This window comes from Bacillus sp. LM 4-2 (assembly GCF_000978495.1).
Classification (GTDB): Bacteria; Bacillota; Bacilli; order Bacillales; family Bacillaceae; genus Bacillus; species Bacillus subtilis.
This window is the reverse complement of the sequence record NZ_CP011101.1, coordinates 1,058,402-1,073,536: the sequence shown is the minus strand read 5'-3', so window position 1 is coordinate 1,073,536 and position 15,135 is coordinate 1,058,402. Positions and strand designations below refer to the sequence as shown.

Here is a 15,135-nt window from a genome sequence, read left to right as displayed (position 1 = left end):
AGGCTTTTTTAATCTTTAACAAGCACAAACAACTCTGTAATCAAAACAGTATCCTCATTCAGCTCCAGTTCACCGCTTTTGATCAGTTCCGCCCATGCCATCCGATGATCCTCTTGAAACTCCTCAATTCGGTCTCCATTGCCCTCTCCTTTGACTAACCTCATATCAGGCGCACCAAAGGTGGTTTCAAAGACATCTGTTACTTTTATATTGCATCTTGGATTGTCATGTTTATCATAAACGGTAACAAGCTGACCCGCTGTTTGATAAACGTCCCTCAATTCATCTTTTGAATACAATGATTTCGGCGCGCACGTGGCGCTTTTTTCTCCGGCAAGGATCTGCTGAATCAGCTGTTCTCCCAACCCGTCATCACCTTCCCAACCGAATGTGCTTTTCAGCTTATAAATCTTCATTGGTCCTCCCCCTTATACCATTGGTGACTGTACATAGTAATACAGAAGCTTAGCGGTATGGCGAAGAGATGATTTATGGGTGCGTTCAAATGCATGGGAAGCGTCAATTCCCGGCCCTATGAGGCCATGCACAATATCATGCCCGGATTTGATCGCTGCTGACGCATCAGACCCGTAGTACGGATATATATCAAGCTTATAGTCAATATGATGCTTCTCGGCTAATTGAACTAAATGCTTTCTGAGCTGATAATGATACGGCCCGCTCGCATCCTTCACACAGATTGATACTGAATATTCATCCGTCGCCTGCCCGTCACCGATAGCGCCCATATCAACCGCCAAATATTCAACTGTTTCAGGAGGAATATTCGAATTCCCGCCGTAACCGATTTCTTCATTATTGGAAATAAGAAAATGGGTTGTATACGGCAGCTCAATGTCTTCTGTTTGAATTTCATGAATTAAGCGGAGCAATAAGGCGACGCTTGCTTTGTCATCCAAATGGCGCGATTTAATAAATCCGCTTGATGTGATCTCGACACGTGGATCAAACGACACAAAGTCTCCGACGCCAATGCCAAGCTCCTCCGTATCTTTCCGGCAGTGAACAGGTTCATCTAGGCGGATCTCCATATTCTCTTGATTCCGCTCAGCCTTTCCCGCGTCTTTGTATACGTGCACAGACGTTTGATGCATTAAGATTGTGCCTGTGTACATTTTTCCCGAGGCGGTTTCAATTTGGCAATACTCCCCCTCAATCGAGTTGTAGCGGAACCCGCCGATTAAGTCGATTTTCAGCCGGCCGTCCGCTTTAATTTCCTTCACCATAGCGCCGAGGGTGTCAACGTGCGCTGTCAGCATGCGATGCCGGGATGTGTCGCGTCCTGGAAGCGTTGCAATTAAGCCGCCCTTGTGGTTCCGAACCGTTTCTACCTTCCATTCTTTTAAAAGGCTTTCAATATAATTGATCACCTCATATGTATTTCCTGTCGGGCTTGGGATCGATACAAGTTCTTTAATGAGCTCCATCGTTTTACGTACGGACGTCATAGGGCATTCCTCCTTTTATTTTCTACTTAAAATATACTCTTTTCCCGAGGGACCCGTCCAATCTTTTCCTATCAATCTCTCATATGCTGTAGAGAGCATGGGAAGAGGAGGGATTTCTATGTGCTGTCGTCATTCACATGAACAGAAATGTCGTTGTCACGATTGGTTCGATGATTTTTGGTTCTTTGACGAGTGGTTCGATAAAGATTTCCACGACCATTGCAAGAAAAAGAAAGAATGCCATGACCCTTGCGAGAAGAAGAAAAAGAAACACCATTGTTTCTCTTGTAAAAAACACAGACATTCTTGCTGTCATTGCTAAAGACTGAATCAGAAATATTCTGATGACCCATGCTTAATGAATATTTCCATTCACATTTTTCCAAGCGGGCATTGCTGCTGCTTGGACCTTTTATTGAAACACCCTTTTTGCTTTTACAATCCAATAAACTGATAAAGCCGCTATAAGAGCAACAATGATTTCAACAGCTGCAGCATGCTCTATGATTCCTCTTTGATATAAAACCGCCGGGACATTAAACAGTGCATGTAAAAGAATAGAATACAGCAAAAACAGCGGCCGGCGGTTTTTAACCGCGTACAAAACAAGCAGAGACAGACCAATCTGGACGGCAATGGCACTGATTCTTTCTATTCCGCCCAGCATCCATTCATACGAAGGAGTATGCAGCAGCTGCTCCTGTATCGGCAAAAGCGCCTGTTTGACGTCGCCATTGACCAAAAGCTGTTCAAACGTCCCGCTATTGATTGCAAATGCGTATACAATAAGTGAGATAGAGGACAAGCCTGTAATCAGGATGGCTTCAAGCCCGCCATGGCCTGCCCCGAAAGCCAGACCATCTGCCCAAGTATGATGGCGCTTCATAAAAAATCGCATCATCAAATACCTTCCGCACTCCTCAAAAATGCCGGCCATCAAGCAGCCGTAAATGCCATACCATAATGGATGCTGCATCGCTTCTTTCGTCATTTCATTCACTTGCAGTACATAAACATGAACGCCGCCTTCCAGCAGCTGAGCGAAGACAAAAAACGTGAGAGCGCCAATAAAAAACACTTTAAGCGAGGCGCCATACTTTCGCTTAAACCATACAATCAGCCCGATTGGCAACAGAAACGCAATAGCCCCGGATAATGCCAAAAAGACTACTGCTTCTTGACTGACCATTTTTCAGCCTCCTTTTTCTTTTTCATAGATTCCTATCTACACTTCTCTTTTTTTGTAAAAAAACCTTCTTTTTAGTACCAGATACTAATATCTAGTGTTATAATCTGACCATAAGGAGTGATTCATATGTCAAAAGCAAAAATTACAGCTATCGGCACCTATGCGCCGAGCAGACGTTTAACCAATGCAGATTTAGAAAAGATCGTTGATACCTCTGATGAATGGATCGTTCAGCGCACAGGAATGAGAGAACGCCGGATTGCGGATGAACATCAATTTACCTCTGATTTATGCATAGAAGCGGTGAAGAATCTCAAGAGCCGTTATAAAGGAACACTTGATGATGTCGATATGATCCTCGTTGCCACAACCACATCCGATTACGCCTTTCCGAGTACAGCATGCCGCATACAGGAATATTTCGGCTGGGAAAGCACCGGCGCGCTGGATATTAATGCGACATGCGCCGGGCTGACTTACGGCCTCCATTTGGCAAATGGATTGATCACATCTGGCCTTCATCAAAAAATTCTCGTCATCGCCGGAGAGACGTTATCAAAGGTAACGGATTATACCGATCGAACGACATGCGTTCTGTTCGGCGATGCCGCGGGTGCGCTGTTAGTGGAACGAGATGAAGAGACGCCGGGATTTCTTGCGTCTGTACAAGGAACAAGCGGGAACAGCGGCGATATTTTGTATCGTGCCGGACTGCGAAATGAAATAAACGGTGTGCAGCTTGTCGGTTCTGGAAAAATGGTGCAAAACGGACGCGAGGTATATAAATGGGCCGCAAGAACCGTCCCTGGCGAATTTGAACGGCTTTTACATAAAGCAGGACTCAGCTCCGATGATCTCGATTGGTTTGTTCCTCACAGCGCCAACTTGCGCATGATCGAGTCAATTTGTGAAAAAACACTGTTCCCGATTGAAAAAACGCTCACTAGTGTTGAGCACTACGGAAACACGTCTTCGGTTTCAATTGTTTTGGCGCTCGATCTCGCAGTGAAAGCCGGGAAGCTGCAAAAAGATCAAATCGTTTTGCTTTTCGGGTTTGGCGGCGGATTAACCTATACAGGATTGATAATTAAATGGGGAATGTAACAAAAAAAGAACTTGTTTCCAAGGAAACAAGTTCTTTTTCTTTATGAAGCCGGCTGTTCTTCTGATGTTTCTTCCTTTCGGCTTAACATTGTAAAGTAAGTAATGCTTAGTGCAATCATGACGAGGGCGATGCCGATTAAGACGCCGGCCATCTGCCACATGTAGCCAAAGTCACCGTTTGAAATGACCGCTCTGAATCCGTTAATGCTGTAGGTCATCGGCAATGCGCCATGGATGACCTGATAGAAATTCGGGAGCAATTCAAGCGGGAAGGTTCCTCCGCTCGCTCCCAGCTGCAGCACTAAAATAATGACTGCGATAAATCGCCCCGGGTTGCCCATCGTTGTAGCCAAAAATTGAATTATCGCCAGGAAAGCGAGACTCGTAATGATCGTAAACACGTAAAATCTCCACGTGCTCTCTACCTCGAGACCAATTCCCAATAGAAGAACCGTCGCCACAATCAATGATTGAATGATTCCTACAAGCATCATGACATTGAATTTGCTAAAGAACCACTCAAAACCGTTTCTCGGACGTCCTGACGCTTCCTTCAGCGGGAAGACAACCGTCAGCATGATGCCGCCGACATACAAGCCCATTGACAGGATATAAGGTGTCAGCCCTGTTCCATAGTTAGGAACGGAATGAATGGCATCATCTTTGGTTTTAACCGGATCCGCAAACATGCCGTATGTTTGATCATCAGCATCGATATCTCCTGTTTGGTCAGCCGCATCCTTCAGCTTACTAGACAGCTCTCCTGTGCCGTCCAATAGCTTGCCTAAACCTGTATCAAGTGATGCAGATCCGTCTGCAAGTTTTGATGATCCGCTTTGGACCTGTTTAGACCCGTCTAACAGCTTAAACAATCCGCCGGATACTTGGCTGCTTCCTGTCACCAATTGCTCTGAGCCCGCTTTTGCTTTTGCGAACTGCTTATTATATTCACCGATGCCCGCTGTCAGTTTAGTTTGGCCATCTGTCAGCTTCTGAGAACCATTGTATATCTTATCAGCTCCCTCAGTTAATCTGTCAATCGCATCTTGGATTGTTTTTGCGCCGTTATAAAGCTTAGATGTAGCTTCCGGCATGGCTTTCACCTGCGCCACCTGCGCTTTCACGTCTTCAAGAGAGCTTTTTATCGTTGCGATGTCAGGCAGCTGATCAGCTGTAGGTAGCTGGCTTAATATTTGATCAAAATCAGGCGCATCAACTTTCGGAAGCTGCTTTTCAACAGAATTGATCAACTGGCTTTTTTGCTCCGCTGTTAAGAAGTCACTCGAATTGATGACATTTTTAAATGCCTGATCACGGTTTTTCAAACTGTTTTCAAAGTCAGTCAGCTGTTTTTTAAATTCCTTCATCGCAGTTTCTGACTTTTCCAGATTGTTTACAGCAGTTTCAAGCTTCGTTAAATCGAGCGCATTAATGATCTTTTCCGCTTTTGCCGCTTTCTCAGAACCTTCTTGGACTTTACTGTTGAGCTGATCCAACCCGTTAGTAAGATTAGGCGTACCCTTCTGCACATTTTGAAGTCCGGCAAGAAGTTCATTCATCTTGCTTGTCAGCTCGCCTGATCCTGCTGCAAGTTGACTAGATTTATCATAAATCTGGTTGCTGCTGTCCTGGAATTTACCGAGCGAGCTGTCAAGTGATTGGATGCCGCTCGTCACCTGAGCCGCTCCATCTGCAAGCTGCGCTGTTTTGTCACTGATGGTAGCGGTGCTTTCCTTCAGCTTCGCCAGATTTTCTTTCAGCTGTGCGCTTCCGTTTTTCGCATCCTTTGTGCCGTCATCAATTTTTTTCGCGCCGCTGCTCGCGTCGCTCAAACCTTTTGCGATATCTTTAAAGTTATCAAAAATAACTTTCGTATATTGCTCGGTCACTTCTTTTGAAACAGAGGCTTTCAGTTTATCAATCGCTTTTTCGCCGATCGTTGCCCCTACATAGTTAGAACCTGCATTTGTGTGGTATTTCAGATCCAATTTTTTCGGATTTTTGTCTAATACAGTGCTGGCATTCTTAGAAAAATCCTCAGGAATCTCGACAACTAAATAATATTTTTGATTCAATAAGTCCTTTAACGATTGGTCGAGATCATTGGAAAAATGCCAATCAAAGTTGTTATTATCCTTTAATTCTTTGACCAGATCATCACCAATTTGAAGTTTTTCTCCTTCATACGTTGCTCCCTTGTCTTGGTTGACGACAACGACAGGCAGCTGGTCAACTGTGCCGTACGGGTCCCAATAAGCCTTTAAGAATACGCCGCTGTAAATAAGCGGGACAAACAAAATGGCGATGATGGGAATCAATAATTTTTTACTTGTTACGATGTCTTTCCACTGACTTCGTATTGTGTTCATCCTGATGCCTCCATTCTAAAACTGACTCATCATGAAAAATGGTCATTTTCTTGCAAAGAGAAAGGATTATCTAGTTCGCTGACAATCCTTTGACAACATACAATTCAAGCAGTCCCGCAATTGTCTCTTTATCAAGCGGGGGGTGTTGTTTTTCCCAGTCAAAAATGAGCGCGATATAAAGCTTCAGCATCACAAAGGCTGTCAGTTCAGGGTCGCACGGCTTGATTGCGCCGCTTTTGATCCCGTCTTCAATCTTACTTTTGATATAAGACAGTATGGCTCGCTCCATTTTCTGGATCACTTCCTGAACAGCCATTGTACCAATCTCGGCATTCTCTTGGAAAATTTTAATCGTCAGCTGATGTGTTTTCCTGAACTCCAGAATGGCAAACAGCGCTCTGTGCACATTTTCATGGAACGGAAGGTTCGGCTCCATCGCTTCATCCGCTTTTTGCTTCATTTCCTTTAATAAAGTAGTGAAAATCTCGTCAAACAGCTCTTCTTTGTTTTTGAAAAAAGTATAAATGGTTCCCTTCCCCACGTTCGCAAGTTTTGCGACAAGATCCATTGTCGTCGCTTTATACCCGAACTGCGTGAAAGACTTTGTAGCCGCCTCCAAAATGAGCTTTTTTCGATCTATTGACATTGTATTCACCTCGAAACTGACCGTTTGAACATTTTAGTCATTAAGTACATATGCAAATGTATCATAACCTGCCGTTCAATTCAATCATTTTTTTACACAATATTGCCATTGCACATCAAAAAAACCTCCGCGATAAAGCGGAGGTTTTAGCTGAATAAATAGGTAAGCGCGTCAGACACGGCAGCTTTTCCTTGATCAATGCAGTCGGGAATGCCGACACCTTCAAAAGAAGCGCCTGTCATATAAACACCCGGATATGCAGATGCAAGTGCTTCACGAAGCTCCTTGATACGCTGCTTATGGCCGACATGGTACTGCGGCATGCTTTCATGCCATCGGGTGACACATGTCATTTCCGGCTCGCCGTTTATGTTCATGACTTTCTTTAAGTCTTCTAACACAATGTTGATAATGTCATTATCTGATAGATCGACAATGGATTCGTCTCCGGCTTTTCCGACATATGCCCGAAGCAGCGTTTTGCCTTCCGGCGCTGCGTGCGGCCATTTTTTATTCGTCCACGTACAGGCTGTGATCGCAAAGTCACTGTTTCTTGAAATGACAAAACCCGTGCCCTCATGCTCCATTTGGACGGAGCCTTCAGGGAAACCTAAAGCGACGTTTGCCACGGATGTGGAGTGCATATTTTTCAAATGAGAAATGGCAGGAAGCTCAGAAAGCATTCCCGCAGCCGCTTTATGCGGAGCAGTCACAATTACTGAATCAGCATCAAGTGTGACGCCGTTATCCAGTTCGAGCGAATAGCAAGAGCCGCTATGGCTGAGTTTGGTCACTTTTGTGCCTTTATACACCTTCGTCAGCTTTAACTGCTTTTCGATCTCTTCTACAAGGGTCTGCAAACCGGTTGACAGAGTCTGGAACTGCCCTTGTTTTTTTGCCGTCAGCTGCTGGCCTGAGCCTTGAGGCCTTGTTTTTTTCATGCCGAGAATCAGGCTTCTATGCTTTTGTTCCGTCTGGTAAAATTGCGGAAATGTCGACATCAGGCTGAGCTTGTCAATGTCGCCTGCGTAGATCCCTGATAGTAGCGGCTCGATTAAGTTCTCGACCACTTCATCTCCGACACGTCTGCGGAAGAATTCTCCCAATGACTGATCATCCTTTGTTTTGCTTGCAGGCAGGATGAAATCCATAGCAGCTCTCGCCTTCCCAGACAAAGAAAACAGACCCGTAGAAACAAACGGCGCAATTTTTGTCGGTATCCCCATTACAGCGCCCTTCGGCATTGGATGCAGGGTGCGGTTTACAAGCACATAGGATTGCCCGGTCGCATTGTTGACAAGCAAATGCTCAAGACCTAAGTCTTTAACAAGCTGCGGGGCGCTTTTCTTTCGTTCCAGAAATGAGTCTGGCCCTCTTTCGATGATATAGCCGTCTTTCTTGACAGTCTGGATTTTCCCGCCGACTCTCGGACTTGCCTCAACAAGTGTCAGCTCAAGCGGCAGATTCTTTTCTTTGATTTCTTTTTCCATATAGAAGGCGGCGGCTAAACCGGTAATGCCGCCGCCGATGATGACTACATGTTTTTTGCCGTCACTCATGTTCATCGCCTTCTTTAACGTCCTAATTTTTTTAATACGACTGTTGCCAAAGCATCAATAAATTCAGGCTTGGCATTTGGCATTTCCGGCCGGTAATAGCTTGCGCCGATATCGTCAGTAACCACTTTGCATTCATAATCATTATCATAAAGCACTTCTAAGTGATCCGCGACAAATCCAACAGGAACATATACAAATGCTTGATAGCCTTTTTGTTCGAATAAATCACGTGTTAAATCCTGAACATCGGGTCCGAGCCAAGGATCAGGCGTGTTCCCTTCACTTTGCCAGCCGACAGCATATTCGGAAACGCCTGCGCCTTCAGCAATTAATTTCGCCGATTCATGCAGCTGGTCCGGGTACGGGTCTCCAAATTCTTTGATTTTTTCCGGCAGGCTGTGTGCGGATACGATAAGCATCGCGTTTTCTCTTTCATCCTCAGGCATTGACGCATATGTTTCCTTCACTCGGTCAACCCAATATGTCACGAACTTCGGTTCATCGTACCAGCTTTCAACTGACGTAATCGTTAAGCCGCCGAGTTTTTCAGCCTCTTCTTTGGCGCGTTTGTTGTAGGACTGAACGCTGAACGTGGAGAAATGCGGCGCCAGCACGATGCTGACTGCTTCTGTAATGCCATCCTTATGCATCTCTGCTACGGCGTCTTCAATAAACGGCTCGATATGCTTCAGTCCGATATACGCTTTAAACGTAATCTCATCCTGAATTTCATTCAAGTGCTGTTCCAGATTATGCGCCTGCTCTTCTGTGATTTTTGCAAGCGGTGAAATGCCGCCAATCGCTTCGTATCTGTCTTTCAAATCTTGAAGCATTTCAGGTTCAGGCTTTCTGCCTCTTCTGATATGTGTATAATAACGTTCAATATCTTCTTCCTTATAAGGCGTGCCGTACGCCATCACGAGAAGCCCCATTTTCTTTCTACTCACTGTTTACACCCTCTTTAATGATCTGATACAAACATTTTGACAGGATATCATTAAGATACCAAAAGATATGCTTAGGAATATTGACCCATTTTTTTGTTTTGTGAATATTCATGGACAAATGCTGTCAGTTTTTTCAAAACCTCGGGACTGACATCAGGAAATACCCCATGGCCAAGATTGAAAATGAAGCCGTCTGACTCCATACCCTGATCAAGTATTTCCTTTGTTTTCTTCTCAATGACTTCCCATGGCGCAAGCAAAATGGACGGGTCCAGGTTGCCCTGCACTGTTTTAGTAATTCCTTTTGATCTGGCTTCAGCAATGCCGAGTCTCCAGTCAAGCCCGACAACATCGAGAGGAAGGTCATGCCAATCACCTGCAAGATGGCTTGCGCCAACGCCAAACATGATCAGCGGCACATTCTCCTTTGCGAGCTCTGAAAAAATCCGGTTCATTACGGGTTTGATGTATGTTCTGTAATCTGCCTGATTCAATGCGCCGACCCACGAATCAAAGATTTGAATCGCTTTTGCGCCTGCCTTAATCTGCGCTTTCACGTACACGATGATCATGTCGGCAAGCTTGGACATCAGCAGATTCCATGCATCCGGCATGCTGTACATGAAGGCTTTTGTTTTATTGTAGTTTTTCGATGGGCCGCCTTCGATCATATAGCTTGCAAGCGTAAAAGGCGCACCTGAGAAACCGATGAGCGGGACGTTCAGCTGCTCATTGACAAGCAGTTTAATCGTCTCAAGCACGTACGGCACGTCCTGTTCCGGATCAATCTGGCCGAGTTTTTCAATGTCCGCCAGAGACCGGATTGGCTGATCAATCACAGGACCGACCCCGTTTTTGATTTCAACATCCACACCGATTGACGGCAGCGGCGTCATGATATCTTTATAAAGGATTGCAGCATCGACTCCGTATTGCTCAACCGGCAGTCTTGTGACATACGCACAAAGTTCGGGCTGATGTGTGATCTCAAACAATCCGTACTTTTCCTTCAGCTTGCGGTATTCCGGCTGTGAGCGCCCTGCTTGCCTCATATACCACACAGGCGTGTGATCCGCTTTTTCTCCCCGCGCAGCTTTTAAAAACGTCTCGTTAAACGTTTCTCGTTTACTCATCTGATTTCCACCTTTCATACGGCAACCATACGTTCGTATTTCTTGACTTATTACACTATACCTTGTTTTAGGCAAATGGTATAGAAATGTAGCTCAAAGTTCAAAAAATCGCCGAATTCCATTAAGAGGAAAACAATTTTGGCTGAACGTAATCGGTTCCTTCCCCTTCTCTTTTTGTCTGTGTATTATAAGGCACAATTTTATAAGACGCGCCCGAAAATAAGTTGGCATAAGGAATTTCATAGCTTCCCTTCCCTTCAACCGAATCAAGAAGCGTCTCCTCGCCGTCCTTGTTTACATAAATTCTGTATACGGCCCGATCATCCTCTTGAGCGTCCCACTTTAATTCAATAGTAAAGAGCCCCGCTGCTTTAAATGTGTAATCGGCTGTGAGTGTTTTGACCGGCTTCAGCTCAATCGGGCTTTCCAGTTCTTTAACGTTTTTAGGCTTTGTGAACACATGACCGGTTTCTCCTGCCTGTGTCAAAATATCCTTAAACAGCCGCGTCGGGTATGAGCTCCCGGCTTTCAAATAATGGTTTTGATCCGTTTTGTCATAGCCCATCCAGACTGCCCCGGTTATTTTCGGCGTATAGCCTGCAAACCAGGCGTCCTTTGTCGCGCCGGAGACGCCTGTATAAGATGTAGAACCTGTTTTTCCCGCCAGGTCGCCGTGATAGGTGCCGGACGTGGCCGTTCCCTTTTTGACTACCTGCTGCAGCATTCTCGTCATATTCCAAGACGTCTGCTTGTTGAAAACCCGCTTTCCTTCTTCTTTATAATCGGCTATTGTTTCTCCGTCTTCATCTATTATGCTCGAGATAAAGAAAGGTTCCGTATACGTTCCATTCGCGGCAAATGTATGAAACGCGCCGGCAAGCTGGAGCGGCGAAACGCCTTTTTCCAAGCCTCCTAGAGCGAGAGCAAGGCCTTCATCAGGGATATCAATGCCGTTTGCTTTCAAATAAGATTTTCCTGTTTCAACGCCGATCTCATTCAGCGTCCAGACAGCCGGCGCGTTTTTGCTGTACGTAATGGCGTCAGACATAGTGACTTCGCCCTCATACCGGCTGTCGTAGTTTTTCGGCGTATAATCTCCGTAGGACTGCAACTCATCCTTCAATAGAGAATATGGCTTAAATTTCTTTTCCTGCATCGCCGGTCCGTATACGGCAAGCGGCTTAAATGTGGAACCCGGCTGGCGGACAGCTGTGACACGGTTATATCCTTTGGATGTGTAATCCCTTCCGCCGATGGCCGCTTCTACACCGCCTGTCTTGTTATTAATAAAGACCGCGCTTCCCTCGGCATTCTGATCTGTTCCGGGATAATAGCTTCCCTCTTTCATCACCTGGTAAGCCGTCTTCTGCAGCTTCGAATCGAGCGGCACCTTGATCGTGTATCCGCCTTGAAGAAGCTGCTCTCCGGAAATGGAATACTTGTCTTCCGCCTCTTTGATCACAAGGTCAATGTAGCTGTCAAACCAAGGTGTTTCCGACTGTTTCTTCACGTGCAGTCCAAGCGTTCGGCCCTGTGCGGTGACAGCCTCTTTCGCACTGATATAGCCTTGGTCATTCATCATACCTAGAATTGTATCACGCCGCTCCTTATTTTTATCAGGGTGCAAAATTGGAGAGTACGTAGAAGGCGCCTTCGGAATAGCGGCCAAAACAGCGCCTTCAGATACAGTCAAATCTTTTACTTCTTTATTAAAATAATAGTGGGACGCCGCTTGTATGCCGTAAACCCCATGTCCGAAGTAAAGCTGATTTAAATACATTTCAAGCAGCTTGTCCTTGCTGTAATCCCGTTCAAGATTGATCGCAATGATCACTTCTTTTGTTTTTCTTAGAAACGTTTTGTCATGTGTCAGAAAAATATTTTTGGCAAGCTGCTGGGTGATCGTGCTTCCGCCTTCCACCTTTCCGCCTGCTAATATATCGCGATACACTGCTCTTCCGACAGATTTTGCATCAATGCCGTGATGCTCATAGAACCTTTTATCCTCAACAGCGATAAACGCTTCTCTGACCTGCTTTGGAATCTCATTGATCGAGACCGGCTCGCGATTTTCTGTATACAGGCTTGCAACCTCATCTCCGTTTTGATCAACAATTTTTGAAGAAGCATGAAGTATCAGCTTCTTTTCATCTATGACATAATGGCCGAGAAAAATAATTGAAATATATCCTATTAAAGCGAGAAAAGCAGTTAACACTAAAATAATGATAGGTATAAAAAGTTTCTTTTTCTTTATCTTAAACATGAACTCACCTCGCCTTTCTAAAGGTAGTATGGGAAAAATTGTTTGGAATTATGTTCGAAGCACTCGCCAATAGAAACTTATACCATTGTTTTGATATACTAGCAAGCAGGAGGTGGCTGATATGAAGGTTTATATTACATATGGGACAGCCGATTTTTTAAAAACGATCGTAGAAAAGCATCCCTCAGAAAATATCCTTTTGATGCAGGGGCAGGAAAACGCCATTTTGATTCATGAAACAAACGGAGATACCGTTTTCCAGGCACCACACGCTTATGAAGTCATTGACCAAGTCGGAGAGATCAAACATCCCGGTTTTGCAGTATTGAACAATATTGCCGTCACTCAGGAAGGACGTCCGCTGTTTGAAAACAGATTTAAAAACAGAGCGGGAAAAGTCGAAAACGAGCCTGGCTTTGAAGCAATTCGAGTGCTCCGTCCGCTTGACAGTGACACCTATGTCATTCTGACCTTGTGGGAAACGGAAAGCGCCTTTCAAGACTGGCAGCAGTCCGGTTCTTACAAAGAAGCCCACAAAAAACGCGATACATCTGCCGGAATTGACACAACGTCGATCTTCTCCCGGCCTTCCTATGTCACCACATATTTCGCTGTCGAATAGCTGCCGGCATGTCCGGCAGCTTATTTTATTGGGAGGAAAGCAAAATGAAGCATACTTGCCCAGTCTGCGGGTTTAAGGGATTGGCTGAACCGCCATATGATCATGAAGGCAATCATTCTCATGAAATCTGCCCGTGCTGCGGTTTTCAGTTCGGATTTGATGATTACGAGATGCAGCACGAGGATAACTCATATAGAGCCATCGGAAAGCATCATCGCCTATAGAAAAAACTGGCTTGCTGAAGGGTGCGTCATTTTTTCTCCTGAATGCTTCCCAAAACATCTGCAAAAAGCGAATAGAGGATTAAGGCATCATCTGATTGAGCAGCTGAAACAGATCAATGTTCATCTTCCATCATAACCCTCCCCTCTGTCCCGGCACCTTCCGCCCGCCTATGAATAATCTGTAAGCGGAAGGAGTGATCGATGATGGAAGTCGGGATTTTGTCTGTCCATGTTCTGTATGTGTTTTTTATCGGAGCAATTATCCTATTTATGCTGCTGAGAAAAGACACGACATTTATTTCTCTATTCGGCATTTTTATCATATCGCTATGGTCCAGCCATTCACTTTCAGCTTCTGTCAGCAGTTTATTCCACAGCTTTATCTATGCGGCCGGCGAACTGCTGCCCACGATTTTCATCATTTGCTTTATCGTTTCGATGAGTGATTTGTTAACAAAAACAGGGATAAATGAAGCGATGATTTCTCCCTTTGCAAGCCTTGTGAGAGGTCCTGTGACTGCCTATTGGCTGATTGGCGGCCTGATGTTCGCCATTTCTCTCTTCTTCTGGCCTTCTCCGGGTGTCGCTTTGATCGGCGCCGTCCTGCTCCCCGCAGCCGCACGTGCCGGTTTGACGCCTCTTGCCGCGGCCATGGCCATGAACTTATTCGGACACGGTTTTGCCCTGTCAGGAGACTTTGTCATTCAAGCGGCGCCAAAGCTGACTGCGGATGCAGCAGGCATTCCAGTCGGTGATGTCGTCTCGGCCAGCATTCCGCTTGTGCTGATTATGGGTGTGACAACAACAACTGCTGCCTTTATCATGATTCAGCGCGAACGCAAAAAACAGGAGCATCCCGCTTCTTTTTCCCCCGTTCTTTCCGGCGAACAAGACAACTCGCTGTACTTGCCAAAACGCCTGCGGTCCATACTGGCTTTTTTGATTCCGCTTGCCTTTCTTGCAGATATCGCCTGCATGCTCTTGTTTAACCTACAAGGAAATGATGCAACCGCGTTAATTGGCGGGTCTGCAATTTGTATCCTCTTTACCGTTCATTTTTTCGTGTATAAGCATAAAGGGCTTGAAAAAATCACCGGCTATTTTATTGACGGATTTAAGTTCGGTTTTAAGGTTTTCGGCCCCGTCATCCCGATTGCCGCTTTCTTTTATCTTGGCGACTCAGGCTATGAAAGCATACTGGGCACTTCACTCCCTAAAGGTTCCCACGGCATTGTCAACGATCTTGGCATTGCTTTATCCCATATGATGCCTATGTCAAAGGAGCTTGCCGCCGCTGCATTAACTGCCGCTGGAGCCATAACAGGCCTTGACGGCTCAGGATTTTCTGGCATTTCTCTCGCCGGCTCCATCGCAAAGCTCTTTTCGTCCGCTCTCCATGCCGATCCCGCTATTCTGACCGCGCTCGGACAAATCTCTGCCATCTGGGTGGGCGGAGGAACACTGGTCCCATGGGCTTTGATTCCCGCCGCGGCCATTTGCAAAGTTGATCCTTTTGAGCTTGCCAGAAAAAACTTCATTCCCGTCGCGATTGGCCTTTTGGTGACAACCCTCGCAGCTGTGATGATGCTTTAAAACAGCATGAGTTG

Annotated in this window: 13 protein-coding genes and 1 pseudogene; 4 read left to right on the top strand and 10 right to left on the bottom strand. The window is 45.5% G+C overall.

Annotated features, from left to right (window positions below):
• Positions 1-8 precede the first annotated feature (8 nt).
• From bslm_RS05420 to bslm_RS05405, 4 genes are all read right to left on the bottom strand, one after another.
• Entirely contained in the window at positions 9-416 is a 408-nt protein-coding gene (locus bslm_RS05420) for an ASCH domain-containing protein (protein ID WP_003244837.1), read from the bottom strand.
• 12 nt (positions 417-428) lie between these two features.
• Entirely contained in the window at positions 429-1,469 is a 1,041-nt protein-coding gene (locus tag bslm_RS05415; RefSeq protein ID WP_009966936.1) for a M42 family metallopeptidase, read from the bottom strand.
• A gap of 133 nt (positions 1,470-1,602) precedes the next feature.
• Positions 1,603-1,767 carry a hypothetical protein gene (locus bslm_RS21545; RefSeq protein WP_170295641.1) on the bottom strand — a complete coding sequence of 55 codons (165 nt, stop codon included), beginning with the start codon at positions 1,765-1,767 and terminating at the stop codon, positions 1,603-1,605.
• 114 nt (positions 1,768-1,881) lie between these two features.
• Positions 1,882-2,658 (bottom strand): YhfC family intramembrane metalloprotease, encoded by a 777-nt coding sequence (locus bslm_RS05405; protein ID WP_003233198.1) that lies wholly within the window; start codon positions 2,656-2,658, stop codon positions 1,882-1,884.
• A 126-nt stretch (positions 2,659-2,784) separates the two neighbouring features.
• On the opposite strand from bslm_RS05405, the gene fabHB reads away from it, so the two are divergent.
• Positions 2,785-3,762 carry a beta-ketoacyl-ACP synthase III FabHB gene (fabHB, locus tag bslm_RS05400; RefSeq protein WP_029726304.1) on the top strand — a complete coding sequence of 326 codons (978 nt, stop codon included), beginning with the start codon at positions 2,785-2,787 and terminating at the stop codon, positions 3,760-3,762.
• A gap of 41 nt (positions 3,763-3,803) precedes the next feature.
• Here fabHB and bslm_RS05395 read toward each other — a convergent pair whose 3' ends face one another.
• The 6 genes from bslm_RS05395 to bslm_RS05370 form a co-directional block, all read right to left on the bottom strand.
• A complete protein-coding gene (locus tag bslm_RS05395) occupies positions 3,804-6,131 on the bottom strand; it encodes a YhgE/Pip domain-containing protein (protein ID WP_029726305.1) in 2,328 nt (775 codons plus the stop codon).
• Positions 6,132-6,201: 70 nt separating this feature from the next.
• Positions 6,202-6,777 carry a TetR/AcrR family transcriptional regulator gene (locus bslm_RS05390; RefSeq protein WP_014479348.1) on the bottom strand — a complete coding sequence of 192 codons (576 nt, stop codon included), beginning with the start codon at positions 6,775-6,777 and terminating at the stop codon, positions 6,202-6,204.
• A gap of 146 nt (positions 6,778-6,923) precedes the next feature.
• Positions 6,924-8,336, bottom strand: a complete 1,413-nt coding sequence (gene hemY, locus bslm_RS05385; protein ID WP_003245394.1) for a protoporphyrinogen oxidase — start codon at positions 8,334-8,336, stop codon at positions 6,924-6,926.
• A 14-nt stretch (positions 8,337-8,350) separates the two neighbouring features.
• Positions 8,351-9,283 carry a ferrochelatase gene (hemH, locus tag bslm_RS05380; RefSeq protein WP_014663414.1) on the bottom strand — a complete coding sequence of 311 codons (933 nt, stop codon included), beginning with the start codon at positions 9,281-9,283 and terminating at the stop codon, positions 8,351-8,353.
• Between the two features lie 71 nt (positions 9,284-9,354).
• Positions 9,355-10,416 (bottom strand): uroporphyrinogen decarboxylase, encoded by a 1,062-nt coding sequence (hemE, locus tag bslm_RS05375; RefSeq protein WP_046380901.1) that lies wholly within the window; start codon positions 10,414-10,416, stop codon positions 9,355-9,357.
• A gap of 121 nt (positions 10,417-10,537) precedes the next feature.
• Positions 10,538-12,682, bottom strand: a complete 2,145-nt coding sequence (locus tag bslm_RS05370) for a transglycosylase domain-containing protein (RefSeq protein ID WP_046380900.1) — start codon at positions 12,680-12,682, stop codon at positions 10,538-10,540.
• A 121-nt stretch (positions 12,683-12,803) separates the two neighbouring features.
• Here bslm_RS05370 and hmoB point away from each other — a divergent pair, with 121 nt between their 5' ends.
• The 3 genes and pseudogenes from hmoB (at position 12,804) to bslm_RS05355 (ending at position 15,121) form a co-directional block, all read left to right on the top strand.
• Positions 12,804-13,304 carry a heme-degrading oxygenase HmoB gene (gene hmoB, locus bslm_RS05365; protein WP_024572544.1) on the top strand — a complete coding sequence of 167 codons (501 nt, stop codon included), beginning with the start codon at positions 12,804-12,806 and terminating at the stop codon, positions 13,302-13,304.
• A 44-nt stretch (positions 13,305-13,348) separates the two neighbouring features.
• Positions 13,349-13,664 (top strand): annotated as a pseudogene (locus bslm_RS05360) (hypothetical protein).
• A gap of 65 nt (positions 13,665-13,729) precedes the next feature.
• The gene (locus bslm_RS05355) at positions 13,730-15,121 is read left to right on the top strand and encodes a hypothetical protein (protein ID WP_072557139.1); all 1,392 of its coding nucleotides are present in this window, start codon (positions 13,730-13,732) and stop codon (positions 15,119-15,121) included.
• Positions 15,122-15,135: the final 14 nt, after the last annotated feature.